Below are 25,511 nucleotides of genomic sequence, written 5' to 3' on the forward strand. Positions count from 1 at the left end.
CGAAGTATTTGTAGGTACCATGGCCACCCTGTATAGTGTAGGCGATGACGCCGATGAAAACAGCCCCACCCTCCGCGAAAAAATGCACGCGGCGGTAAGAGAAGACGGAACAAAAGTTTACACGCTCGCCACAGGATTATCACTCATGGTATTTTATGTGATCGCCATGCAATGCATGAGCACACTGGCAATAGTAAAAAGAGAAACCCGCAGCTGGAAATGGCCGGTGCTGCAGTTTGTATATATGACGTTGCTGGCGTATGGGCTGAGCTGGGTGGTGTATGAGATATTTAAGTAGGCAATAGTGAATAGTCAATAGTCAAATCTTTGCGGTTTATATATCTCCAGAAATATTTATTGTTAGAAAGGCAAATAAAAAAGCAACTTTTTAAAGTTGCTTTTTTTATAAAATTGTAAGTAGTTGCCTTTGAATTAAGAACTCACGAAGGGTTGGCTATTGACTATTCACTATTGACATCCTCACCAGTCGACCGTATAACTGATATTGCTCTTCACCTGCGGATATATCTTCCTGTACAATTCGCTGAGGATATCTTCGCGGCGCGGCGTGTTGTAATTATTATTGTTGATCAACGCCCAGTCGTCGGAGCTAAGTGCCCGGCTGTCGCCGGTATAGCTGGCACGTTCTTCCTGCCAGCGATAATCTTCACGATAGTTTTTGTAACTGATATTCTTTCGGGTACGCACGTCCGTTATGGTCATTTCCATATTCGCGTTGGCGGTAAAACTTGAGCGCTGCACATTCAGCGTAGCATATACTGTTTTATAGATCGGCTTACCAGAAGTATCTGTACCGTTGCGTACCTCCGCACTCCTGCTGCGGGAATAAGTATTGCTGACAGGATACGGGATATTCAGGTCACGCAGTCGAAGATCCACCGCCCAATCCGGCTGAACATTTTCACGGCGGGCTTCCCAATCCGTGTAAAACCTTGCGGCATATCTTCCATTGCCATTGCTGTTCTGCAATTCCCTTACGAGAGTCTGCTGAAAATATTCGTTGCTGTAATTATAACCTGAACTTCCCCAGCCGCTGTTGATGAAATAAGAATTATCCTGTATGGGATTGATGATCACATTTACGATCGACAATTCGTAAGCATTGTTCATCTGTGCTTTTGCATCCTTGTAACCTGGCACCAGCTTGTTTGCTTTACTGAAATAGCTGTAGGCTTTTTTCGCATTATCCCTGCCATCCTTATCTATAAAAGTTTGCCCGGCGATATAATTTTCTTCCGCTCCCTGTTGTTTTGCCTCCAGCAATTCGGCACTGTAGTTCTGCGGGTTCACCAACCTGAATGCGGGTGTGGAGTTTATGATGGCATTATATGCATCCTGCAGGTAATCGTATTCGGATATGATCTTATCCCAGCGGCCAATGTCTTTTCCGGTACGGTAGGATGCGATCTTTGCCAGGTGCGCCTTTTGAATGTTGGAATACAGGATCGGAATGGCGCCGATAGCATCTTCATTGTCCTGGCTCCTGGCCAGTTTTTTTACGGCATCCTGCAAGGCTTTGTCTTCATTGCTTCTTTCCAGATAACTCTTTTTGCTGCAGGCAGACAGCAAAAGGATCAGCATGAAATAGTGTATAAATTTTTTCATCTTGTTTGGGTTTATACTATCAGTACGCAGGGATCGCGAGAGATGTTACGGCAAATTAAAGCAAAAACCTGTTCTTGGGTTATTTTTAACAGCGAAGTGCAGGCAATTACAGCTTAATGCAAGGAGCTTCAATGACTTTATTATTTACAGGAAATAAAATGTTGCCCTTGTGTCATCTTTGAAAGTGCTGTTTGGGTTTTGACACAGACTCTGATGACTTCTTCAGCTGTAATTTTTCTACCGCACAACCTCTTTTCTTGCCACTCATACAAACCTTTAAATTTTATAAAAAATATTATATTCAGATAGATATTTAATAATCAGCCATTTATCTAAAAATATTATTGCTTTGACTGCAAGCTACTTTAAAATAAATGGTATTATGTGTTGCATAGTACTAATTTGTTATTATCTTTGTTTTGTCAACGGGAGGGAAGTATTTATTCCGGATAGATATCAAACGCCCCAGACAAAGTATAGCCATGAATTTTTTAAAACAGTAAGCCATGAACATTGATAACACAGCCAGCCAGATGCGTAAGGGGGTTTTGGAGTTCTGCATCCTGTCGGTGATAAAACAAGGGGAAGCTTATCCTTCGGACATTATCGATAAGATGAAGGAAGCTAACCTGAATATCTTCGAAGGAACGCTTTACCCCTTACTGACAAGGCTCAAAAACGCCGAATTCCTTACCTATCGTTGGGTAGAAAGTAACAGTGGCCCGCCACGCAAATATTTTTCACTCACAGATAAAGGGGCGGGATTCTACAAGGAACTGGAAGCGACCTGGAACGAACTGGCCAACGCCGTCCAATCTATCACCAAAACGATTTAGTAAAAGACTTCAACCATAAAAAAGTATAGCCATGCTTTTCTGGTTTCAACTTCAACTAAAGAAACAACATTTCAACGTCCGTAACGAGGACAACAAAACAACAATTATTACGCCATGAAACAAGTAATAAATATCAATTTCCAGGGTAGGGTAGTACCAATAGAACAGTCTGCCTACGACAGCCTGAAGAATTATATAGAAAGCCTTAACCGTTTTTTTGCTAATGAGGAAGGTAAGGAAGAGATCATCAATGATATTGAAAGCCGTATCGCCGAACTTTTTCAGCAAAGGCTGAAAGATGGCGCTACCTGTATCACGGATGATGATGTGAACGCTATCATGAAAAGCATGGGCCGCCCTGAAGATTTTGAATCGGAAGAAAACGCCGGATCAACTACCAGCGGAAAAGAAAAAACCGAAACAAAACAGGAATATGCAGATGCGAATACATTTACCGCAAGCGGAAATAAAAAATTATTCCGCGATGAAAATGATAAGATACTGGGCGGTGTATGTAGCGGCCTGGCCAATTATTTCGGCATCGATACAGTAGTGGTACGTATCATTTTCGTACTGCTGATTATCTCCTTCGGTTTTGGCCTCATACCATATATCATCCTTTGGGTGGTAGTGCCAAGCACTGCTACCACACAGATCGGCAGCATGCGCAAAAGGCTTTTCAGGGATGTAGAGAATAAATACATCGCTGGTGTATGTAGCGGCCTTGCCAACTATTTCGGCATCAGCACCTGGATACCACGTTTGTTGTTCATCCTGCCTTTCCTGTCATTTTTCAACAGGTGGAACCATTGGGGCAACTTCGATCTGCCCGGGTTTATCAGGTTAGGTTTCAGCCCTGGCGCATTGATGGTATACATCATCCTGTGGCTGGTAATACCAGAAGCGAATACCACTTCTGAAAAACTGGAAATGAAAGGGGAAAAAGTGGATATGAATTCTATCAAAAACTCTGTAGTGGAAGAAATGAAAGGAGTTCAGCAACGTGCAGCCAAACTGGGCCACGAAGCAAGGATCGCCGCTACAGAAAAAGGAAAAGCATTCGCCAGTGAAGTGAGCAGCGTAGGCAGACGGAGCGGAAAATCCCTCGGAGATGTGATCTCGTTACTGGTGAAAATATTCGTTTATTTCATACTCGGATGTGTAGGCTTTGCACTGGTAGCAGCACTTTTCGCACTGGCGATCTTCGCTATCGGTATCTTCCCGCTGAAAGATTTCCTGTTGACCAGCGGATGGCAGAACGCCTTTGCATGGGGAACATTGATATTCTTCATCGCTGTACCGATCATCGGATTGATCACCTGGCTCATCCGTAAGATCGCCAGGATCAAAACGGGAAGCGTGATGATGCGTTCCACTTTCTCCGGCCTTTGGGTGATCGGGCTGATCAGCTTCATTCTCCTGCTTTCTTCTGTAGTAAGGGATTTTAAAAGGGAAAATACGTTGAATGCACAGGAAATTGCCCTGTCAAATCCAGGGGTGAAAAAACTGGAACTCACTTCCAGGACCGCAGATGATGAATACAGGAGAACGTCGGTCTTCAGGTTCAGGCCTTTTGAAGATGGATTGGATGATGATACCGCGATTGTTCGCAACATCACCGTGAACATTTTCAAATCAAGCAACGACAGCTTCCGCGTTACAATGCTGAAAATAGCGAACGGACGCACCAAATATTTCGCCGACACAGCAGCATCACTTATCCGTTTCAATGTAACGCAGCAGGATACTTTGCTGGTAATGGATAAAGGTATCCGCATCAACAAGGATGACAAATTCAGGAATCAGCAGATTGTATTGAACGTGTATGTTCCGGTAGGCAAACAGATCAGGATAGACAACAGTGTATCACGTTGGGGTGGCGTACACTTCGATGGCCTGGCGATCAATGACCACAACTGGGATTACGAAAACGAGAACGCCATGAAAGGATGGAATACCGATGAAGATTATATCATGAAAGCGGATGGACTGTATACTTTGTTTGGCGAACGTGCCGACAGCCGCGACGATAACAGGTATAACCATAAAAAGAAAAGAACAACCGTAACAGTAAATGGAGTAACGATACAGGATACAGTGGAAGATGCGGAAGATGAAAACGATAACTACCGTTACGACGATAAAGGCCAGCAACAACCTGCGGTTAAAACAACCCTCGATTCGCTGAAAGACAAACTAAAGCTCGAAGAGAAACGGAAAGCCGATTCTTTGAAAGAAAGCCTTGAAAAAACTAAAAAAGAATTAGAAAAGATCAGCAAGAAAACAGAAGGGTCCACTGCAATGAACACACCCATTTTGCAGGGATATAACCCGATGATGTTGTTGAACTAGAAATCGTTTCAATAGTTGAGTTGAAGTTGAAGCACACTCGTCCCGCCTTTCCAGGCGGGATTTTTTTGGTTAAACGCAAGCCCGCAAAGCCAAATACAAAAGTCGCAAAAGTCGTTTTCTGGTATTATGAGTTTCTTTGCGCCTTTGTGTTGAACCTTTGCGCCTTTGCGTGAAAAATTATTTTACATTTGCGCCGGTCTTGCATTTTAAACATAATCATTCTCACTGATGAAAAATACGCCCTTTACGGAAAAACATAAAGCGCTTGGCGCAAAAATGGCAGAATTTGCCGGGTACAACATGCCGATCTCTTACAGCGGTATCAACGACGAACACGCTTCGGTGCGCAACAATGCCGGGGTTTTTGATGTGAGCCACATGGGTGAATTTATCGTGAAAGGCCCGCAGGCCCTGGAATTGCTGCAACGGATCACCACGAATGATGTATCTAAACTCACCCCGGGAAAAGCACAATACAGCTGCTTTCCAAATAACGATGGAGGCATCGTGGATGACTTGCTCGTGTATTGCCTGGAAGATAACAACTCATATATGCTGGTGGTAAATGCCAGCAACATCGAAAAAGACTGGAACTGGATCCAATCATTCAATACCAATAGTGTAGAGATGCATAATATCTCCGACAAGACCTGCCTGCTGGCTATACAGGGGCCGAATGCAACAAAGATCCTGCAGCCGCTGACACAGGTAGATATCCTCAACCTCAAATATTACACATTTGAAAAAGGCACTTTTGCCGGCGTGGATAATGTGCTGATCAGCGCTACAGGCTACACAGGTTCGGGTGGTGTGGAAATATATTTTGAAGACAAAGATGGAGCGGCAGACAAAGTCTGGGATGCGATCTTCAGCGCAGGGGCAGCACAGGGAATCAAACCGGTTGGCCTCGGTGCAAGGGATACACTCCGGCTCGAAATGGGTTTTTGCCTTTACGGTAACGATATCGACGATACCACATCACCGATAGAAGCCGGCCTTGGCTGGATCACCAAATTCACCAAAGACTTTAATTCAAAAGAAATATTTGAAAAACAAAAGAGTGATGGCGCAGACAAAAAACTCGTAGGATTTGAAATGGTGGAAAAGGGAATCGCCCGCCAGGGTTACGAAATAAAAGATTTTGAAGGTGCCGCCATCGGAAGGGTGACTTCCGGTACACAATCGCCCACCCTTGGCAAAGCGATCGGCATGGGGTATGTCGACAAACAATTTGCCGCCATTGACAGTGAAATATTTGTGAGTATCCGCAACACATTGCTGAAAGCGAAAGTGGTAAAAATGCCTTTCGCCTGATCGTGGCAGAACTTATCAAACTCACTACCTGCATCGATGCGCCTGTGAAGATCGTCTTTGACCTTAGCAGGAGTATCGATCTGCACAAATTATCAACGCAGCATACGGATGAAGAGGCTGTAGATGGTGTTACCGCGGGCTTGATAAGAATGGGTGAAACAGTTACCTGGAAAGCGAAACATTTATTCCGGTATAGGTTTTTCACTTCAAAAATAACCGGCTATGAGTCACCTGTGTACTTCCGTGATGAAATGCAGGAAGGTGATTTCAAACGTTTCAGCCATGAACATTTTTTTGAAGAGCATGCGCAGGGCAAAACATTAATGACCGACAAAGTATTGCTGGAAGCGCCTTACGGAATATCAGGGCGTATAGCGCTGAAACTTTTTTTAAAGAATTATATTAAAAAACTCCTGGTAAAAAGGAACCTGCTGATAAAAGAATACGCGGAAACCGGGAAATGGAAATCAATCATATCAACACATGAGCAACAATAAGCCATCATTATTTACTTCCCTGTCTCCTGCACTGCTACACCTTTACGACGTAAGCAACAGTGTTGTTGTGATCATCGACGTACTGCGGGCAACCAGCACCATCGCTACCGGACTGTACAATGGGGCAAAATCGATCATCCCGGTAGACAGTGTGGCGGAATGTATCCGGATCGGCAAACAGATCGACGCCATCACTGCAGGCGAACGCGATGGACAGGTGGCGGAAGGATTGCAATACGGCAACTCCCCTTTTGAATACCCGCAGGAATTCATCGGCGAAAAAACATTGGTGCTCACCACTACCAACGGAACCAAACTCCTGCACATGGCACTGGACAAAGGGGCAAAAGATATCGTTACAGGTTCTTTCCCCAATTTATCGGCTGTGTGTGATTTTTTAATAGACAGAAAACAAAACGTGATCCTCGGATGTGCCGCCTGGAAAGACAGGGTGAACATAGAAGACACATTGTTTGCAGGAGCGGTAATTGAAAAAATAAAGGAACATGTTGAGATTAACTGCGATTCTTCGCAAATGGCTCACAGCCTCTACCTTGAAGCCAAAGACGACCTGTATGGTTTCATGCAAAAGAAGAATGCTTCGCACTACCATCGCCTCACCAATTTCGGGCTCGAAAAAGATATCCGCTATTGCCTTACACCGGATAGCGCCAATGTACTGCCTATTTACAGGGATGGAAAACTGGAAATATTAAAGTAGATTTTTATTACACGAACTGCCGCGAATTACACGAATTAGCGGAGCTTAATGATTGAGCAATTTTATCTCTTCGCCAATTCGTGTAATTCGCGGCAGTTCGTGTAATAAGACCTTTTTAACGCTTTTTTGTCCACAAACTTTCATTTTATACTCCAGAGCTCAGTTATTTTCCTTTACTTTTGCAAATTGCCCTTTTCAGAACTAACTTTTCCGGGACTCTATAACGGTAAAGGCTAAGTGCAATTGAATTTTTATTTTCAATAAAACCAATAAATTGGCACTACCGCATTTAATTAAACACGTTTACAATAACGGTACGGACGAAGTGATACGACGTGGAAAGAAGATCCACTCCATGGGATATGTAGAACTGGTGGAGCATGACGAACTCATGGGTTCTATCGTTTTTCGCGTGAAGGATGATAGCTACAGTACGTTTTACAAAGTATATATTCAAAAGTATGCCGATGCAAAACTGATGTCGCTGCGCTGCAGCTGTCCGTACAACCTCGGTGATATATGCCGCCACGAAACCGCGGCCCTGCTGCGTCTGCAAGAGTTGGTAGATAAAAATCTCCTGCTCAGCAGCGCCATACAATATAACCAGCTGCACACCGTAGCCAAAATGAAACACATAGATCTGAAAATGCTGAAAATGCTTTCTTCGGTATCCATTTTTCAGGTAGCGGAAAATTTGTTACGCACTACTAAAGCAACGATCCTAAAGGCTGCTGATGAACGGGTGGAAGCAGAACTCAACATCGATGGCGTGGTTTACCCGCTGGTAATACAAAAAAACGACGAACGCAATTTCGATACTTCCTGCAAGTGTGATGAAGCCATGCATCCGCTTTGCGAACATAAAACCTTATTGTTCCTGCAATTGCTGAACAATTACGGGCCTAATTATTTCGACAGCATCCGTAACTGGGATAAGGAAAAAAACAAGTTACTACAGATATATGGATATAGCCTGGAAGATGACCTGGCAGGGAAATTTGAATTCATCTATAAAGAAGGGAAACCGTTCCTCAAACTACTTGATACGTCTATAAAAAGAGTGGTAGCCCCTGCGGCTTCCGCGGCTATGCCGAGGCCCGCTCCTGCATTCAGATTGCCGGCACAGGCAGAAGTAAAACAGGAAGTGATTGCAGAAGAAGATGAACGCAACCTTAAGCTGGGAGTGGTTTTCAACTTCAATGCAAAATCATACCCGGGCTTTAGCGTAGAAGCTCTGCAAGGGGAAGCAGATGAGGAGAATAAAGTTTATATCGACAAAACAGAAAAGCTTGACCTCACCAAATTTGTGGAAACGGCGGCTTTCAAAGAAGAAGATAAACAGTTGTTTCAGCAGGTAAGGAAATTGCAGGAACCGGAGGTGAATAAATACCTCAACCGCAACTCCCCTTTCAGCGGCATCTGGGAAAATATCATACATACCGACGGCGACGATCTTCCGGAGGAAACAAAATCACTGATCACAGAATACCTGCACCCGAAGCTCAAACGCATTTTTGAAGAACAAACCGGTAATCAACTGGTCTTTGAACTGCCGTTTTCAAAAGCTTTCAAAACAGCCAATCTGAAAGGGGTTGAACTGAGTGATCATTTCATTTCACCGGTATTTAAAGTGATTGCCAAAAATGATCATTTTGAAATAGCGTGCATGGTAAAGCTCCCGGGAGAAACGGTCCCTTTCACAGAAAATGAATGCAAAAGCAGCCTGGTGTTTCTTTACAACCAGACATTATACCTGTGGCAAAAACCGGAAGATGTATTACAGGCGGAAAAATTTATCAAGGACGGTAATATCGAGCTGAGTAAGAACAACTGGGTGGAAAAAATGCAAAAGGTGATCATGCCACTTACACGTGAATACCAGGTGGAGTTTGACAAGAGCCTGATAAAGGAGGTGAAAAGCGGGACGCCGGATATAAAATTATTGCTGCAGGAAAAGGGCGACTACCTTGTATTTCAGCCGATATACAGTTATAAGGGATTTGATACCAAACCGACAGACAAGGAAACGATCACCATCCCTGATGGCGAAAAGATCCTCATCATCAAACGCAATAAGGAAGCCGAAGAAGCTTTCATGAGCAAGATGGAAAACCTTCATTCCATGTTCATTCGCCAGCAGGAAACAGGCAGCCTTGTATTGAAAGGCGCTGACGTACTGCGAAACAACTGGTTCTTCCTTTTTGTAGATGCGATGAAAGAAATGAAAGTGCCGGTGTTTGGTTTTGAAGCGCTGAAAAATTTCCGTTTCAATACGGCAAGGCCGAGCACGCATATCCACGTCAGCAGCGGGCTCGACTGGTTTGATGCAAAAGTGGAAATTGAATTCGGCGAACAGCGTGTAGGCATTGCCGATATAAAGAAAGCCCTGGCCGGCAAACAATCTTTTGTTCAGCTGGGAGATGGAACGTTAGGGATATTGCCTGATGAGTGGCTGAAGAAATATTCATTACTCTTCAAAGTGGGCGATGGAAAGTCTGATAAACTTCGTTTGTCGAAATACCACATGAGTGTAATCGATGAATTGTATGAGAACAGGAATGAAGAGGAAATGAGTTTTGCGCTGGATGAGAAATATGAACGGTTGAGAGAATTCAAGCGTATCCCTGAAATAGAGGCCCCTGCTCATCTGCAGCCGATCCTTCGTCCTTACCAGGTAGCGGGTTATCAATGGCTGAGTTATTTGAATGATGTTGGCTGGGGCGGAATTCTTGCCGATGACATGGGGCTTGGTAAAACCGTTCAGGCGCTTACAATGCTTAATCATTACAAGACACAAAATGATTCGCTGAAAGCCATCGTGGTGTGCCCGACCACACTGATATACAACTGGCAGAACGAGGTGAAAAAATTTACGCCAACGCTTACCTATCATATCCATCACGGGAACATACGTACCCGTAGCATAGAAGAATTGCAGGAATTCAATATCATCATAACCACTTACGGAACGTTGCGTAGCGATATACAGATGTTGCTGAAAATGCACTTCGATTATGTGGTGCTCGATGAAAGCCAGGCGATCAAGAATCCTTCTTCCAAAGTCACGAAAGCCGCATCGTTGCTGAATGCGAAGAACAGGATCTGCATGAGTGGTACACCTTTGCAGAATAATACATTCGACATTTTTGCGCAGATGAACTTCCTCAATCCCGGCCTGCTGGGAACGATGGAGTTTTTCCGCAACGAATTTGCTACACCGATCGATAAATTTGGCGAACAGGAACAAAAAGATCATTTAAGAAAATTATTATTCCCCTTCATACTTCGCCGTACCAAAGAGCAGGTGGCGAAAGACCTTCCGGAAAAAAGTGAAACGATCCTTTTTTGCGAAATGGAAAAAGAGCAGCGAAAGATCTATGATGCCTACAGGAACAGCTACCGCGACAAGATCCTTGGAACCATTGACGAGCAGGGTATCGACAAATCACAGCTCACCATCCTGCAGGGCCTGATGAAACTGCGCCAGATCTGCGACAGCCCGGCTATATTGAATGAAGAAGAAAAATATCCGAATCACTCCATCAAACTGGATGAACTGGCCAGGGAAATTTCTGAAAACATTGGTGAACACAAGGCGTTGATATTTTCCCAGTTCCTGGGAATGCTTGGGCTCATCCGACAGAAACTGGACGAACAAAATATACCCTACGAATATTTTGACGGAAGCACATCGGCTACAGACAGGGAAAAAGCGATCCAGAATTTCCAGAACAACGATGATTGCAGGGTATTCCTCATTTCGCTGAAAGCGGGTGGTGTCGGGCTCAACCTTACTGCCGCGGATTATGTGTACATAGTTGATCCCTGGTGGAACCCGGCGGTAGAGCAGCAGGCGATTGACCGTACTCACCGTATCGGGCAAACGAAAAACATTTTTGCCTACCGGATGATCTGTATCGATACGATAGAAGATAAAATTTTGCAGCTGCAGGAACGTAAGAAAATACTGGCGAAAGAACTGATATCGGATGAGAATGGCTTTGTGAAAGCTTTGAGCAAGGCAGATGTGGAATACTTGTTTAGTTAAAGGATATACGAAAATTGTTTACTTTACTTTTATAAATATTCAAGATGAAAAATAACTTCGATAAAATAGAAGAATTGTTTGGCATTTTGGAAGCCTTGCGACCATTAACTCCAGAACAGCAAGAAAAGGTAGATAAAAAATTCAGGCTTGAGTTTAATTACAATTCGAACCATCTGGAAGGAAATACACTTACTTATGGAGAAACAGAATTATTATTAATCTTTGATGATACTAAAGGGAATCATACACTCAGGGAGTATGAAGAAATGAAAGCACATGATGTCGCTTATCAGCTAATAGAAGAATGGGCGAAAGATAAAGAAGTTCCATTGTCTGAACATCATATTAAAAATCTGAATAAAATAATCTTAGTAAGGCCATACTGGAAAGATGCACTTACTTCAGACGGCCAGAATACTCGCAGACAAATAAAAGTCGGTAATTACAAAGAGTATCCCAATTCTGTCAGGTTAGCTAATGGAGAAATGTTTCATTACACATCTCCTACCAATACTCCAATAGAAATGCAAGAACTTATTGAATGGTATCGATCTGAAGAATCGGTTCTACATCCAATCACACTTGCTGCGATGCTTCATTATAAGTTCGTAAGGATACATCCTTTTGATGATGGTAATGGAAGAATATCCAGACTTTTGGTTAACTATGTTTTACTAAAAAATAATTACCCTCCAATTGTAATTAAATCTGATGATAAAAATAATTATTTGAAAGCGTTGCATCTTGCAGACATTGGCGAATATGATTCTTTTATCGATTATATAGCAGAGCAAGCAGCCTGGTCGCTAAGCATTTGTATAAAGGCAGGCAGAGGGGAGTCGATTGATGAAAAAGATGATCTAGATAAGGAAATAATATTATTAAAAAGACAGCTACAAGGAGAAAATATTTTAAATATTCCGGTAAGTAAAAAGGCGATTTCAGAAGCGTTGACGAAAAATATCATTCCACTTTGTGATACCGCAGAAAATAAGTTATTGGAAGTAAGGGAGTTTTTTTTTCGAGACACAAGGAATATATCCTTTACGTTTAATAAAGGAAACGGATTGACATATCGCGAACATAACTGGGATAATATATCAGAGCAATGGAATTACAATCGAAAGGATGATGAGAAAGTTATGCTACTACAAATTAATTATAATTATGAATTGAGCGGATTCAAGAAATCACTTCAAGCAAATTCATTTTGGGTAGGCTTTGAAATAAATTTCAATGAATTTAATTATATAATAAGAGCAAAGAATAGCCAAAATATTGAACTAATCGTACCTTATGGAAAAAAAATTGTGGAAGAAGAAATATTGAAACTTATTAAACCAGTAATAATCGATGTAATTAATGCCATAAAAAATTATCTATAAATTAAATCCCTTATACCGCAAAGTATAAGGGGTTTATTTTTTAGCAGTTAGTGCCGGTATCGCTCATGAAGCGATAAAACTCTTCAGGCGCTGGAATTCTCTTTTGTTATCAGAAAAGAACAAACTGTTCAAAGCCGATGCAAGAGATTTTGCAAAAAGGGTTAAGCTGTTGGGTTCATTTTTTTTCATACAATTGGAATTTTAAAGGATATTCAAAAATACAAATCGGTTAAAGCCGCGTCAAGAGTGGTTTTGCGAAATATCTGTTATGGTAAATTCCGCAACCTTAGCGTTTATTTCACCATATACATCTGGCGGTGCCGTTTCGACCTGTCGCTCTTTTTATAAAATTTTATCGGATAAACATTTGGGCTTTGTGTCAATCGGCTGAACAGGTTTTTTACCACCTGGAGCATAGAATTGGATGGTCTGGATACTGGCATAGGACTTATTAGGTTTAATTTCTATATAGAAAACGGCCAACTTATTAAAATATTGCATAAGATTTCAAAACTATTCCCGGTAAAAATCTCTGCAAGTTTATTTTTTATATTTCCTGATAGTTGATTTTGATAACCAATCAGTTATAATTTTTCTTAACAAATCTTTCTTTTTTTAAAACTGCCCCTGATTTTATTGCGTACCTGTTCTAGCACTTAAATCAACATCAAAAATCAAAATCATCTCAACATGAAAAAGAATTTATTTTCTTTCCTGATCGTCGCTTCAGTATCTACTGCAGCATTTACAGCTTGTAACGACGCAGGCAAAAAAGAAGGAACAGACAGCAAAATGTCTGACACTACTGCTACTACAAAAATGGAAGAACAGCCTAAAATGGCGGAAGAAAAAGGCGTGATGGTTGGCGGGGCCAATATGGTAGCCAGTAAAAATATCGTTGAAAATGCGGCAGGTTCCGCAGATCATACCACGTTGGTAGCGGCGGTTAAAGCAGCAGGCCTGGCAGAAACATTGAGCGGCGCTGGTCCGTTTACCGTTTTTGCACCAACAAATGAAGCATTCAATAAAGTACCAAAAGCTACTCTTGATGCGCTGATGACCCCGGAGAAAAAAGCAGATCTTGCAAAGATCCTTACTTACCATGTAGTATCAGGAGCTCTGAAGTCTACAGATCTTAAAGACGGCCAGAAGTTGAAAACTGTGCAAGGTGAAGAACTAACCATTGGATACAAAGACGGAAAATGGAGTGTAAAAGACGCGAAAGGCAACAGCGCCAATATCACTATCGCAGATGTGATCTCCAGCAATGGCGTTACTTATGTGATCGACGGAGTGTTGATGCCGAAATAATATGGGTTTTGTTTGAAGTTTAATTATATACAACGAGTCCCGCCCTGGCGGGGCTCGTTGTATTTTAAGCTATGCTGGCACAAAAAAGCGGTAATCAAATTACCGCTTCATCTATTTCGTGTGAATATTAATAATCGATCACCTGCTCTTCCATGGAAGGCATCACTCTCCATTCGTATTGCTGGTTGCGGAGTTGTGGCTCAAAACCTGCATCTTTGATAGCTTGCTGAATACTGTTGCTGGTAAAACGATGTGGCGCCCCCGCGGCACTCACTACATTTTCTTCTATCATGATACTGCCAAAATCGTTGGCACCGCCGCTCAGGCAAAGTTGTGCCACCTGTTTACCAACCGTAAGCCAGCTGGCCTGAATGTTCAAAACGTTGGGCAACATGATACGGCTCAACGCGATCATGCGCATGTATTCTTCCGCGGTGGTAAGGTTGTGTACACCCCTGATGCGTGCCAGCAATGTATCCGCATCCTGGAAAGTCCATGGGATGAATGCCAGGAAACCCTTTGCATGTGCAGGTTTGCGGCTTTGCACTTCACGGAGTTTTACAAAGTGCTCAAACCTTTCGGTCAGGGTTTCCACATGGCCAAACATCATCGTGGCCGATGTGGTGATATCCAGCTCATGCGCTTCATGCATGATATCCAGCCATTCCTGCGCACCGCATTTACCCTTGCTGATAAGGCGTCTAACCCTATCTGTTAGTATTTCGGCACCTGCACCCGGAAGGCTATCCATACCGGCATCTTTCAATGCCTGCAATACCGCCCTGTGCGTGCTTTTTTCCAGCTTGGTGATATGTGCCACTTCCGGCGGCCCGAGCGTATGTAATTTGATATTCGGGTAAAGCGATTTCAGCTCTTTAAAAAGATCGGTATAAAACGAAAGCCCGAGGCCCGGGTGATGCCCGCCCTGCAGCAACAATTGGTCGCCACCGTATTTGATGGTTTCCTCGATCTTTTTCTTATAAGTTTCAATATCGGTGATGTATGCATCTTTATGCCCGGGGATCCTGTAGAAATTGCAAAACTTACAATTGGCGATACATACATTGGTCGTATTCACATTCCTGTCTATCTGCCAGGTCACTTTACCATGCGGCACCTGGATCTTTCTCAACTCGTCGGCAACAAACATCAATTCGGTCAATGCAGCGTTTTCAAATAAAAACACGCCTTCTTCCACAGACAGAAACTCAAACGCCATTGCTTTTTTATATAAACTATTTACATCCATCATTTTAGATTTAAATTTTTTTATACAAGGCAAACCAACCACTTATATAACAATTTGCAAAATTACGTGCATTACGTTGTATATTGGAATAACTATATTATGAGATACGTAAAAATTGCCATAATTTTTTTACTGCTGCCTCTTTTTGCCCGCTCGCAGGAGATCTTATCGCCGCCACCTGCACATCTCATTACAAAATTCCCATTCATACAATATACCGGAGGGGTTATCATTGTGAAAGCTTTGCTCGACACCTTTCAGCAGCCTCTCAACTTCATCCTGGACACGGGTAGCGGCGGAATTTCACTGGATTCAGCCACCTGTAAAGAATTGAATGTAAAAACCAGGGAAACGGATACTACTATCACCGGGATAGGCGGTATCAAAAAAGTGCATTTTGCTTTCAACAAAACCCTTCATTTTCCCGGATTGGACGTGGAAAAACTCAATTTTCATATCAACGATTATGAAGTGTTGTCGAGTGGCTATGGAGAAAAAATCGACGGCATCATCGGGCTTAGTTTTTTCAGCCGTTACATAGTGAAGGTCAATTATGATAGCATGCAGCTGGAAATTTTTTCCAAAGGAAAAATAAGTTACCCTTCAGGAGGCACATTACTTCATCCTTTCTTTGCATCCATACCTGTACAGTATGTAAATTTTAAGGATAAAAGAAAACTGGGCTATAATTTTTATTTTGATACCGGAGCAGGGCTTGCTCTTTTGCTGAGCGACAAATTCGTGGAGGATAGCGCCCTCCTATCTTCGAAGAGAAAACCGGTACTGACAGGCGCCGAAGGGATGATGGGCAGGTTGCGTATGCGCCTTACCGTTATAAAGGAAGTAAAGCTGGGCCCATACAGGTTCAGAAGCGTGCCTACCTATCTTTATAAAGACGATTTTAATGTGACAAATTACCCTTTTACCGGGGGCCTGATCGGTAGCGAAATATTCCGAAGGTTTAATCTCATCATCAATTACGGGCAAAAGGAAATACATCTTTTACCCAATTCCCATTACAGCGATCCGTTTGATTACTCCTATTCCGGTTTGAGCATTTATTATATCGAAGGAAAGATACTGGTGGAAGATGTGATAAAATCTTCACCTGCCGATAAAGCGGGTTTCCTGGTTGGCGATGAAGTGATTGGGATCGCCAATAATTTTTCGCAGAATATCCAGGCTTACAAAACAGCGCTACAGGTTCCCAATCAAAAAGTAAAAGTGATCATCCGTCGTAATAATGAGCTTCAATCACTGGTGCTCAATATTGGCTCGATCTTATAAATTGAATACAAAAAAGCGGCACATATAATGAGCCGCTTTTTTGTATTGTAAACTTGCTTAGTCTGTCCTAAACCCTAATCTCTAATCACTAAACCTCTACTTTACCAGTTTCAATTCGTCGATGATATTTTTTGCTCCGCCCAATTTGTCGATGCACCACAGAACATAACGCACATCCACATTAATGGTGCGGTTGAGGTCCTTATCAAATGCAATCTTATGGCTCAATGCTTCATAGTTACCGTCAAACGCAAGCCCGATCAGGTTTCCGTTAGCATCGATCACCGGTGAACCGGAGTTACCGCCCGTGATGTCATTGGTAGTGATAAAGCCGATCACAAGATCGTTGCGGGTTTTGTCGATATACTGACCAAAATCCCTCTTCTTCAGCAATTCGATCTGTTTTGCCGGGAGATCATATTCGTAATCACCAGGAACGTATTTTTCAAGAATCCCTTTGCTGGTAGTAACGAAGTCGTATTTCACTGCATCCCGTGGAACATAACTTTTTACATTACCATAACTCACCCTCATGCTGAAGTTGGCATCCGGATACATTTTAGCCGCAGCAGCAGGGTTCATTTCCATGATACCTTTCAGGTAAGCACGGCCGAGCTCATTGTTTTTATTTACAAAGGCTGCATACAAAGGGGCATATTTGGTGTTGTAATTTTTCACGAATGAAGTTCCGAAGTCAAATGCAGGATCGGCCTGTAATACAGTAGCATCAGGGTTTGCAACGAAAGCAGCCCATTTGGTATCATTCAGGATCATGGTATTTGCAAAAAGATCTTTCGCCCATTTCTTGTAAGTGGCTTCGTCTTTCAGATCACCATAAGTGCCTTTGATCTTTTCGTAGAAACCGATCGGGTGCTGGCTCTTGTCTACATCTGTATAAAACATCATAGCAACAGCAGCTGCAATTTTTTCATCACTTGGCTGGTCTTCCGAAGCAAGAAAATTCTTACGTCTTGCATCAGCAGCATCAACAGCTTTTTTAATATCGGCAGAAGAGGTACCTGGTTTGGTCAGCGCATTTTCTACCGCAGCAAGAGAAGCGGCATAAGCCGCCAATGGCGATCCCAGGATACCTTCGTTGGTATATTGACGGGCTTTGCTGTACGGCGTCCAGGCGGCATAATTCTTTTCGTAATCGGAAAGGATGTTCGCATATTCGGATTTGCCGGCAGCCCACTTTGCAAAAGCACTTTCGTATTGCTGTTTCTGCTCGTAAGTTTTGAATTTTACCAGCTGTTTTGTTTCACCGTCAAAAAACTTCCAGTAATTGGCAATACCTGCATAATTGCTGGCTAGTTTCAATTTTACTGCCGGGTCTTTTATCATCTGTTCATGCATGTATTTCAAACGTATATCGCGAAGCGCCACCAACGAAGGATTTTCAATTTCATTTTTCAGTTTGATGCCATAGCTTGTTTCATAACGGTTGGTACCACCCGGGTAACCATAGATCATAGCGTAATCACCGTCTTTGATACCCTTGATGCTTACCGGTAAAAAATGTTTTGGCTTAAGCGGAACGTTTTCTTTGCTGTAATCGGAAGGTTTACCATCCTTGTCGGCATACACCCTGAAGATAGAAAAGTCGCCGGTGTGGCGTGGCCATTCCCAGTTGTCTGTATCGCCGCCAAATTTACCAACGCTTTCAGGCGGAGCGCCTACCAGGCGTATATCCCTGTAAGTTTTGTAAACGTACATGATGTACTGGTTGCCTTTGAACATGCTGTACACTCTGCCACTCAGTCCATTTTCTTTATCTGCCACTTTATCGGTGATCGCTTTAAAAACTTCCGGCAGTTTTTTTGTCCTGGCGTCCCACGAAAGTCCTTTTACGCCGTCTTCCACTTCTTTGGTAACATCCACGATCTTGTCAAGGAACTGAACGGTTAAGCCGCTTTTGATCTCCTGGTCTTTGTTGTAAGCATAAAAGCCATCACGCAGGTAATTGTTTTGTACGCTGCTGGCAGAAGCGATGGCATCGTAACCGCAGTGGTGGTTGGTGAAGATCAATCCCTGGTTGCTCACGATCTCGCCGGTACAGCCACCCCCAAAGATCAGGATCGCATCTTTGATGGAAGATTTATTGATGGAATACAATTGTTCTTTGGTGAGCTTTAATCCTTTCTTCACCATATCATTATATACCTGCTGGCCCAGCAGCATCGGTAACCACATGCCTTCGTCGGCGCGGGCTTTGAAAAGGCTTGCTATCAACACAAGCGACAGAAAAACTTTTTTCATATGTTTTTGTAAAATTTTGTGTGGGCAAACCTACTGATTTTTACCTGAAAAGCTACTCTCTGTTGAATTTCTGTTGGAAGACAAAGGATAAACGGGAAAAGCAGGAGAATGATCACAGATTTCAAAAGGATGAAGGAGAGATTACACGGATTATTTCTTGCTTTGCAGGAAATATAAAACGCCGTTATGTATATCTTCAAGGATGTTACAGATATGAATTTTTTATATACTGCATTTTTTTGTTTTCACGAAGTGAAAATAATCTGTGTAATCTCTCCTTCATCCTTTTGAAATATGTGATCCCTTCACTTATGTGAAAAATATAAGGCCCGGAAACTTTCGCCGCCGGGCCCTTGATCATCACGAAAGAATAATTAGTTGGTTGCGTAATCGATCCTGCCGCTTTTTTTATCTTTTGCCCTGCCGATGATGTAACCGCCAGCCGCGCCTATCACACCGCCAATGATGGCTCCTTTACCGCCTTTGCCTATTACTGCACCGGCAACTGCACCACCTACGCCGCCTATCGCGGCACCTTTGGCAGCATCACTGATGCCTTTCTTTTTGTTTTCTACCGGAGCCGGAGCTGTGGTAGCTGTTTCTGTAGGGGTAGTGGCTGGTGTGGTGATCACTTCGGGAGTAGTGGTTGCTACTACCGGAGGGGTAACCACAGTTTCTGTTGTTGGAACCGGCGCCACTACCGGTGCAGGAGTTTGTTTTTCTACGTATCGGATGATCGTTTTTGTTTTAGGTGCAACGGCCCTGGTTTTTTTCGGTGTGTTATCTTCTTCATCATCTTTTGCTACATCAGAAGCGGCGCCGCTTGGGTAAAGGCTGGCCGTATCCGGTGTCAGTAGCAATTGCCTGCTGGTTTCAACTTCTTTTTTTTGTTCTGTTTTACATGCTGTAAAAATGGTCACTAATAAAGCTAAAGGGAGTAATATTCTTTTCATGATCGTGGTTTTTAATTTTTTAAAATGCTTTCTTAAAACGTAGATATAAAAAGAAGAAGGTAGTTTAAAAGCGATGCGCTGTAAAAAGTGATAGTTTTGTTAAGGGTTAAAACAGTTAAGGGTTACGGGTATTTTCCTCAATAACCCGTCACCCGCAACTACTAAAAATCATGCACAGAATAAATCCCGATATAGATATCATCAAAGACCTGCTGGAGGCAGTTATCAAAGCGCAGCCGCAATCAGTGTTTGCCAATAGCCTGCTTAAACAATATATTGAACGTGGCGGCCTTAGTAAAAAACAGCTGGAAGGCCTGCATAGCAAAGCATCTAAGATAACCGGTATACCCGTAGGAAAACTTGCTACTTTACAAGCGATCATCCTGAAGCGGCCAACGCGTTATAAATCCAATACGCCGGTAGTGGCAGCACCGGATAAAAAAGATGAAACACATGGAAAAGATATGGAACTGATCCTTGAAAAATTTCCTGCGCACAAAAGGGTGCTGTTTTTAAAATCGAAGTATGATAAGAATGAAGCGATCTCTGCAGCTGAGATGGATGAAATAAAACGATTTAAAAACATTTTGTTGAAATAGCAATTGTAAAATAGCATTGTAGGAACGTGCCTGCGGCGCGTTCTATTTCCCATAAATTTTTCCTGCGGAAAAATAGAACGCGCCACAGGCACGTTCCTACAATTACAACCTCACCAGGTTCACCAGCAATGCCGTCCAGCCCGTTTGATGCGAAGCTCCCAATCCACTGGAATCATCGCCATGAAAATATTCATGAAATAAAATAAGATCGTTCGGTTCATCTTTATAAAACCAATTATACTTACCAAATACAGGCCTGTTCTGGTCTTTATCCCGCAAAAAAATACTCAGTACCCTTTCCGTCAGTGCATCCGCGATTTCTTTAAGGTTCATAAAATTGCCGGAGCCGGTAGGAAATTCTGCTTTTACCAGGTCGCCGTAAAAAGAACCGTACTTGTTTAATGCTCTTATAAAAAGATAATTGATCGGTATCCAAACCGGCCCGCGCCAGTTGGAATTGCCGCCATACATATTGGAAGTAGCATCACCGGGATCGTATTGAATGGCATACACTACACCGCCGATGCTAATAGAATAAGGCTTTTGCTCATAAAATTTCGAAATAGAACGAATGCCCCCTTTCGACAAAAATTCGTTCTCATCCAGAAAGCGTTGTAACATTTCAATCAGCCTGTCTTTTTTTACGATTGATAACAGCACTTTATTGTCGTCCGAAGTTTCGTGGCTGGGCAGGTATTTTTTATTGACGGTCCGGTAGTTCTTAAACCATTCTACCCTTTTTTTAAAATCGTGCAGGTTTTCCAGTTTGTTATAATTAATAGCTGATACAGCAAAGAAAGGCGTAATGCCGATGATAGAACGGATCTTCAAATGGAACGGGACCTTATCCGTGATAGACAAAACATCGTAAAAGAATTTATCTTCATCATCCCACAAGCCAAGCTCATTGAGGGATTCGGCGATCAACACAAAATGCTCGTAAAATTTTGTAGCGGTATCTTCAAAAGTGACATCATGCACGGCTATCTCCAAAGCCATGTCCATCATGTTCAGCGCATACATTCCCATCCAGCTGGTGCCATCGGTCTGTTCAAGCGTAGCGTCGGAGTTCATAGGCATGTTGCGGTTGAAAATGCTGATATTATCAAGCCCGAGGAAACCGCCTTCAAAAATATTATTCCCGTTTTTATCCTTACGATTTACCCACCAGGTAAAATTGATGATCAGTTTTTGAAATGCTTTCTTCAAAAAACCGATATCCGTTTTACCCTGCACACGCCGCTCCGTTTTGAATACTTCCAACACGGCAAACGCATGTACCGGAGGGTTGAGATCGCTAAAATCCCACTCGTATGCGGGGAGTTGACCCTGCGGGTTCATATACCATTCCCGCATCAGCAGCAGCAACTGGTTCTTCGCAAATGTAGGGTCGATCATCGCCATGGAGATCGCATGAAAAGCGCTGTCCCACGCGGCATACCATGGATATTCCCATTTATCAGGCATGGAAATCACATCCTTGTTTTTCAGGTTTTTCCAATGATGGTTCCGCCCTGTCTGCCGCTCCGCAACGATCGGGGTAATGCCATCAGACTGCGACAACCAACGCTCCACATCGTAATGATAATATTGTTTGTTCCACAGGAGCCCTGCAAAAGCCTGCCGCTCAATATTGGCGAGTTCAGGATCTTTTACCAGCAGATGCCCGTAAAATTCATCCGCTTCATTTTTGCGCTGAGTGAATATCTGTTCAAAACCATTTTCAAAAGGATCGTGTTTTTCCTGGTCGCAAAGGCGCAGCCAGATAGTTTCGCTTTGTCCTCCCTGGATGGTTCTTTTAAAAACGGGGGCGCATTTTGTCCCTGATTTATTGCGGCGCAATTTTTCAAGATTTTTCTTGTCAACGATTGCATCGTGAAAAGCATCTTTCACAAAAGCGCATTTATTTTTTGTGCCGTATAATTTTTCAAAGTTGGTTTCATTCTCGGTAAAAAACACTTCATCCGCCTGGTGGAAATATAAAAAATGATTACCCGAACGTTCATGCGAAACGGCAACAGATTGCTGATCCTTCAATCGTAGCGAAGGCTTTTCATTGAAGCTGTCATACTGCCAGCGATTGTAAAACCATAGTGTAGGCAGTACCGTTATATCGGCGGCTTCCTCGCCACGGTTCACAATTTCTATCTTGATGAAAAGGTCGTCACTGTTGACTTTGGCGTATTCGATATATACATCAAAATATTTGTTCTCATCAAAGACCCCGGTATCCAGCAGTTCAAACTCGGGCTCCTGCATCGACAAAGCCGCGTTTGTTTCCATGAGCTGTTGATATGGAAATGCCTCCTGGGGATATTTGTAGAGATATTTCATGTAATAATGTGAGGGCACATTATCGAGGTAATAATATAACTCCTTCACATCTTCCCCATGATTGCCCTGCCCATTGGCGAGGCCAAACAGCCTTTCTTTCAAATACGGGTCTTTGCCATTCCAGAGGGAAATGGCAAAGCAGATATTCTGCATATAGTCGGTGATCCCTGCCAGGCCGTCTTCGCCCCAGAGGTAGGTTCGGCTGCGGGCATGCTCATGTGGAAAATAACGCCAGGCGTCGCCGGTAGTGCTGTAATCTTCCCTCACAGTTCCCCATTGCCGCTCACTTAAATAAGGCCCCCATTTTTCCAAAGGAATTTCTTTACCCGCATTTATATTCAGTCTTTGCTGTTCAGCAGAGTTGTTTATGTCCATGATGATTCGTTTTGCGGCCAGCTTTCGTACAGGAAAATTACAACATAAAAATTAGAACCCCTGACCCCTAACGGGGAACCTTATGCCAATTGCTTTTAAGATGGCAAATTCAAAATAAGGGGTCATTCAAAATTTTTATAAAATTTAAACCTAAGTTCCCCTTTAGGGGTCAGGGGTTTTGTAACTTTATTCCATGACAGATACCATCAAAAGCATTTTAGCGATAGACATAGGCGGCACCAGCGTAAAAGCGACCGTATTAGACATGGAAGGCAAGCAGTTAGTGGATTATCAGAAACTACCCACTCCCAATCCTGCTACACCTGAAGCTATACTGGAAACCATAAAGACTCTTGTGGCTGCATTTCCTGCATACGACAGGATATCGGTGGGTTTTCCGGGTTATGTAAAAAACAATATCGTATATACGGCGCCTAATCTTGCGGCCGATAGCTGGAAAGAGATCAGTTTTGCAAAAACATTGACAGACACATTCGGCAAACCTGCACAGGTGATCAATGACGCGGATATGCAGGGGCTGGGCATCGTAAGCGGCAAAGGACTGGAAATGATGGTAACGTTGGGAACCGGCTTTGGTACTGCGTTTCTGCTGGATGGAAAATTGCTGCCACATCTTGAACTGGCCCATCATCCTATCACCAAAAGCAAAACGTACGATCAATACATTGGCGATAAAGCTTATCTGAAAGATGGGGATACCAAATGGAACGAAAAAATCCAGCGGGTGCTGGGGATATTGAAAACCGTTTTTAATTACGATCGCTTGTATATAGGTGGAGGAAATGCGAAAAAGATCAATTTTCCTTTGGAAGATAATATCAAGATCGTTACCAATAAAGAAGCGATCGATGGTGGAGTGAAGTTGTGGAAAACAACCGGGGAATGAATCTAACCGTTACGATGAAACGAAAATTATTTTGCTGGGTATTGATCTGCCTGCCATTTGCTGGTATTTCGCAAGGCGTAAAAAAAACGAGCTTTTACAATAACCAGGTGGAGATCAGCCTGCCTGTAGAGTTTGAAAAAGGAGGTGATCCTCCGGAACAAAACCGGTTGTATTTTCCAGATAAAGAGCGGAGTTTTAAATTTTCCATCGTTCTTTCTGATGACGAAGTAAGTGATAATGATATTCCTGGTTACACAGATCTTGCTATTACAGCTGTAAAAAGAGAATCATCATCAGCAAAAATTTATGACGATGGTATTTCGCTGAATGCCGGAAAGAATATTGGCTATATAAAGTATAATTCCAGTGAAACGCTTTCTCTCTTCGAATATGTTTTCTACGGCAGCCTGCATGACAAATTGCTCACATTTTATTTTTCCTGTAAGGCTGAAGACAGATCAAAATGGGAAAAAAAGATAGACGCGATCGTTTCGTCTCTGAGAATAAATGACAAAGTAATTCAATAAAAATCCCCCGCAAAGCGGGGGATTTTTTAATTGGTGTAATTGGTGCAATTCGCTCTAATTGGTGTAATCCACCTATCCAAAGATCTCATTCAACAATCCCGCCAGGTGCACACCACCTTTTAATAATTGCTGATTAACCACCGGCAGATAAGTGAAATTATATTTGTAATCCAATCGCTGATCGGGCTGCTTAATATCATCATACAACCTCGAAGTGATGGCATAAGAATCGACCACCCATTTGCTGATAGGCTCAGCCTGCCACACTTTGCGTTGATCTTTGGTGGTGAAGTTGATCGCTTTAGTATATTCGGTATAACTCAGTTGCTGAAATTCCACCAGTTTCTCATCCCACATTTCGTGCAGGTTGGTAGACGTGTTAAACCACATCACTTTTACCTTATTGCCACCCAGGTCATCAGCATGGGCCACATGCATCGGTTGATGAAGATCGCCTACCACATGTATCAGGAAACGTAGGTACAGCAAGCGTTCCGATGGAGTAAGCCCTGCCCGGTTCTTCAATTGCGCCACCATGAAATTCACTTTTGTATAGGCATCTGTAGCAGTGTCGGTTGCCAGGTAATTGTAAATATCCGTTTCCGACAACCCCCCTTTGAGGTTGAGGTAATGCCATGGGTAAAGGTAGCGGTATGCCGGATCCGATTTTATCAGGTCACCCCAGTTGCTGCTCATTGCAACAGTCTCATTGCCCAATATTTCGGCGATGTTTTTCTTCGCTTTTTTCGTAAGGTAACTTTCTGTTATCTCACCTGTGATGCGGTGCCCAAGCAGCCCCCATGCATTCGATTGATAAGAGAAACAAAAGAAGAGCGCAACAAACGCCAGTTTTTTAATGCTTTTCATGCTGTATATTTTTTTTGTTTATGACACGAATTACGACGAATTACACGAATTGGTTACATATAAA

At 42.8% G+C, this 25,511-nt stretch carries 19 protein-coding genes and 1 pseudogene; 13 read left to right on the forward strand and 7 right to left on the reverse strand.

The features are described 5' to 3' along the window. Nucleotides 1–298, forward strand: a pseudogene (locus EGI32_RS17730) (nucleoside recognition domain-containing protein); the annotation flags it as partial. A gap of 182 nt (nucleotides 299–480) precedes the next feature. Here EGI32_RS17730 and EGI32_RS17735 read toward each other — a convergent pair. Continuing rightward, nucleotides 481–1,626 (reverse strand): hypothetical protein, encoded by a 1,146-nt coding sequence (locus tag EGI32_RS17735; protein WP_255156688.1) that lies wholly within the window; start codon nucleotides 1,624–1,626, stop codon nucleotides 481–483. Nucleotides 1,627–2,132: 506 nt separating this feature from the next. On the opposite strand from EGI32_RS17735, the gene EGI32_RS17740 reads away from it, so the two are divergent. The 7 genes from EGI32_RS17740 to EGI32_RS17770 all read left to right on the forward strand — a co-directional run bounded on the left by EGI32_RS17740 (nucleotide 2,133) and on the right by EGI32_RS17770 (nucleotide 12,779). Next, nucleotides 2,133–2,462, forward strand: coding sequence for a PadR family transcriptional regulator (locus tag EGI32_RS17740; RefSeq protein WP_255156689.1), 330 nt, complete (start codon nucleotides 2,133–2,135; stop codon nucleotides 2,460–2,462). Nucleotides 2,463–2,576: 114 nt separating this feature from the next. After that, the gene (locus EGI32_RS17745; RefSeq protein WP_255156690.1) at nucleotides 2,577–4,814 is read left to right on the forward strand and encodes a PspC domain-containing protein; all 2,238 of its coding nucleotides are present in this window, start codon (nucleotides 2,577–2,579) and stop codon (nucleotides 4,812–4,814) included. Between the two features lie 228 nt (nucleotides 4,815–5,042). Beyond that, nucleotides 5,043–6,128 carry a glycine cleavage system aminomethyltransferase GcvT gene (gene gcvT, locus EGI32_RS17750; protein ID WP_255156691.1) on the forward strand — a complete coding sequence of 362 codons (1,086 nt, stop codon included), beginning with the start codon at nucleotides 5,043–5,045 and terminating at the stop codon, nucleotides 6,126–6,128. Nucleotides 6,129–6,130: 2 nt separating this feature from the next. Further along, nucleotides 6,131–6,625 (forward strand): SRPBCC family protein, encoded by a 495-nt coding sequence (locus EGI32_RS17755; RefSeq protein ID WP_255156692.1) that lies wholly within the window; start codon nucleotides 6,131–6,133, stop codon nucleotides 6,623–6,625. Further along, entirely contained in the window at nucleotides 6,612–7,346 is a 735-nt protein-coding gene (locus tag EGI32_RS17760) for a 2-phosphosulfolactate phosphatase (protein WP_255156693.1), read from the forward strand. Before EGI32_RS17755 ends, EGI32_RS17760 begins: the two co-directional genes overlap by 14 nt. A gap of 274 nt (nucleotides 7,347–7,620) precedes the next feature. After that, the gene (locus EGI32_RS17765; RefSeq protein WP_255156694.1) at nucleotides 7,621–11,394 is read left to right on the forward strand and encodes a DEAD/DEAH box helicase; all 3,774 of its coding nucleotides are present in this window, start codon (nucleotides 7,621–7,623) and stop codon (nucleotides 11,392–11,394) included. A gap of 44 nt (nucleotides 11,395–11,438) precedes the next feature. Then, on the forward strand, nucleotides 11,439–12,779 hold the full coding sequence (locus tag EGI32_RS17770) for a Fic family protein (RefSeq protein ID WP_255156695.1): 1,341 nt from the start codon (nucleotides 11,439–11,441) through the stop codon (nucleotides 12,777–12,779). Between the two features lie 63 nt (nucleotides 12,780–12,842). Here EGI32_RS17770 and EGI32_RS17775 read toward each other — a convergent pair whose 3' ends face one another. Next, nucleotides 12,843–12,968 carry a hypothetical protein gene (locus EGI32_RS17775; RefSeq protein ID WP_255156696.1) on the reverse strand — a complete coding sequence of 42 codons (126 nt, stop codon included), beginning with the start codon at nucleotides 12,966–12,968 and terminating at the stop codon, nucleotides 12,843–12,845. Between the two features lie 501 nt (nucleotides 12,969–13,469). Here EGI32_RS17775 and EGI32_RS17780 point away from each other — a divergent pair. Next, nucleotides 13,470–14,090 carry a fasciclin domain-containing protein gene (locus tag EGI32_RS17780; RefSeq protein ID WP_255156697.1) on the forward strand — a complete coding sequence of 207 codons (621 nt, stop codon included), beginning with the start codon at nucleotides 13,470–13,472 and terminating at the stop codon, nucleotides 14,088–14,090. Between the two features lie 127 nt (nucleotides 14,091–14,217). Here EGI32_RS17780 and mqnC read toward each other — a convergent pair whose 3' ends face one another. Then, the gene (gene mqnC / locus EGI32_RS17785) at nucleotides 14,218–15,342 is read right to left on the reverse strand and encodes a cyclic dehypoxanthinyl futalosine synthase (protein WP_255156698.1); all 1,125 of its coding nucleotides are present in this window, start codon (nucleotides 15,340–15,342) and stop codon (nucleotides 14,218–14,220) included. A gap of 96 nt (nucleotides 15,343–15,438) precedes the next feature. Here mqnC and EGI32_RS17790 point away from each other — a divergent pair, with 96 nt between their 5' ends. Continuing rightward, nucleotides 15,439–16,626 carry an aspartyl protease family protein gene (locus EGI32_RS17790; RefSeq protein WP_255156699.1) on the forward strand — a complete coding sequence of 396 codons (1,188 nt, stop codon included), beginning with the start codon at nucleotides 15,439–15,441 and terminating at the stop codon, nucleotides 16,624–16,626. A gap of 96 nt (nucleotides 16,627–16,722) precedes the next feature. Here EGI32_RS17790 and EGI32_RS17795 read toward each other — a convergent pair whose 3' ends face one another. Beyond that, nucleotides 16,723–18,885, reverse strand: coding sequence for a S46 family peptidase (locus tag EGI32_RS17795; RefSeq protein ID WP_255156700.1), 2,163 nt, complete (start codon nucleotides 18,883–18,885; stop codon nucleotides 16,723–16,725). A 374-nt stretch (nucleotides 18,886–19,259) separates the two neighbouring features. Then, nucleotides 19,260–19,838: a YMGG-like glycine zipper-containing protein gene (locus tag EGI32_RS17800; RefSeq protein ID WP_255156701.1), complete on the reverse strand. Its 579-nt coding sequence runs from the start codon at nucleotides 19,836–19,838 to the stop codon at nucleotides 19,260–19,262. A gap of 170 nt (nucleotides 19,839–20,008) precedes the next feature. Here EGI32_RS17800 and EGI32_RS17805 point away from each other — a divergent pair, with 170 nt between their 5' ends. Further along, nucleotides 20,009–20,437, forward strand: a complete 429-nt coding sequence (locus EGI32_RS17805; protein WP_255156702.1) for a hypothetical protein — start codon at nucleotides 20,009–20,011, stop codon at nucleotides 20,435–20,437. A gap of 102 nt (nucleotides 20,438–20,539) precedes the next feature. Here EGI32_RS17805 and EGI32_RS17810 read toward each other — a convergent pair whose 3' ends face one another. Then, nucleotides 20,540–23,146: a glucosidase gene (locus tag EGI32_RS17810; RefSeq protein ID WP_255156703.1), complete on the reverse strand. Its 2,607-nt coding sequence runs from the start codon at nucleotides 23,144–23,146 to the stop codon at nucleotides 20,540–20,542. Between the two features lie 193 nt (nucleotides 23,147–23,339). Here EGI32_RS17810 and EGI32_RS17815 point away from each other — a divergent pair, with 193 nt between their 5' ends. Next, nucleotides 23,340–24,053: an ROK family protein gene (locus EGI32_RS17815; RefSeq protein WP_255156704.1), complete on the forward strand. Its 714-nt coding sequence runs from the start codon at nucleotides 23,340–23,342 to the stop codon at nucleotides 24,051–24,053. Continuing rightward, nucleotides 24,050–24,580 (forward strand): hypothetical protein, encoded by a 531-nt coding sequence (locus tag EGI32_RS17820; protein WP_255156705.1) that lies wholly within the window; start codon nucleotides 24,050–24,052, stop codon nucleotides 24,578–24,580. Before EGI32_RS17815 ends, EGI32_RS17820 begins: the two co-directional genes overlap by 4 nt. Nucleotides 24,581–24,652: 72 nt before the next feature. Here the strand turns inward: EGI32_RS17820 and EGI32_RS17825 are convergent, their stop codons facing one another. Continuing rightward, nucleotides 24,653–25,447 (reverse strand): S1/P1 nuclease, encoded by a 795-nt coding sequence (locus tag EGI32_RS17825; protein WP_255156706.1) that lies wholly within the window; start codon nucleotides 25,445–25,447, stop codon nucleotides 24,653–24,655. Nucleotides 25,448–25,511: the final 64 nt, after the last annotated feature.

Source organism: Ferruginibacter sp. HRS2-29, assembly GCF_024343615.1.
GTDB lineage: Bacteria > Bacteroidota > Bacteroidia > Chitinophagales > Chitinophagaceae > Ferruginibacter.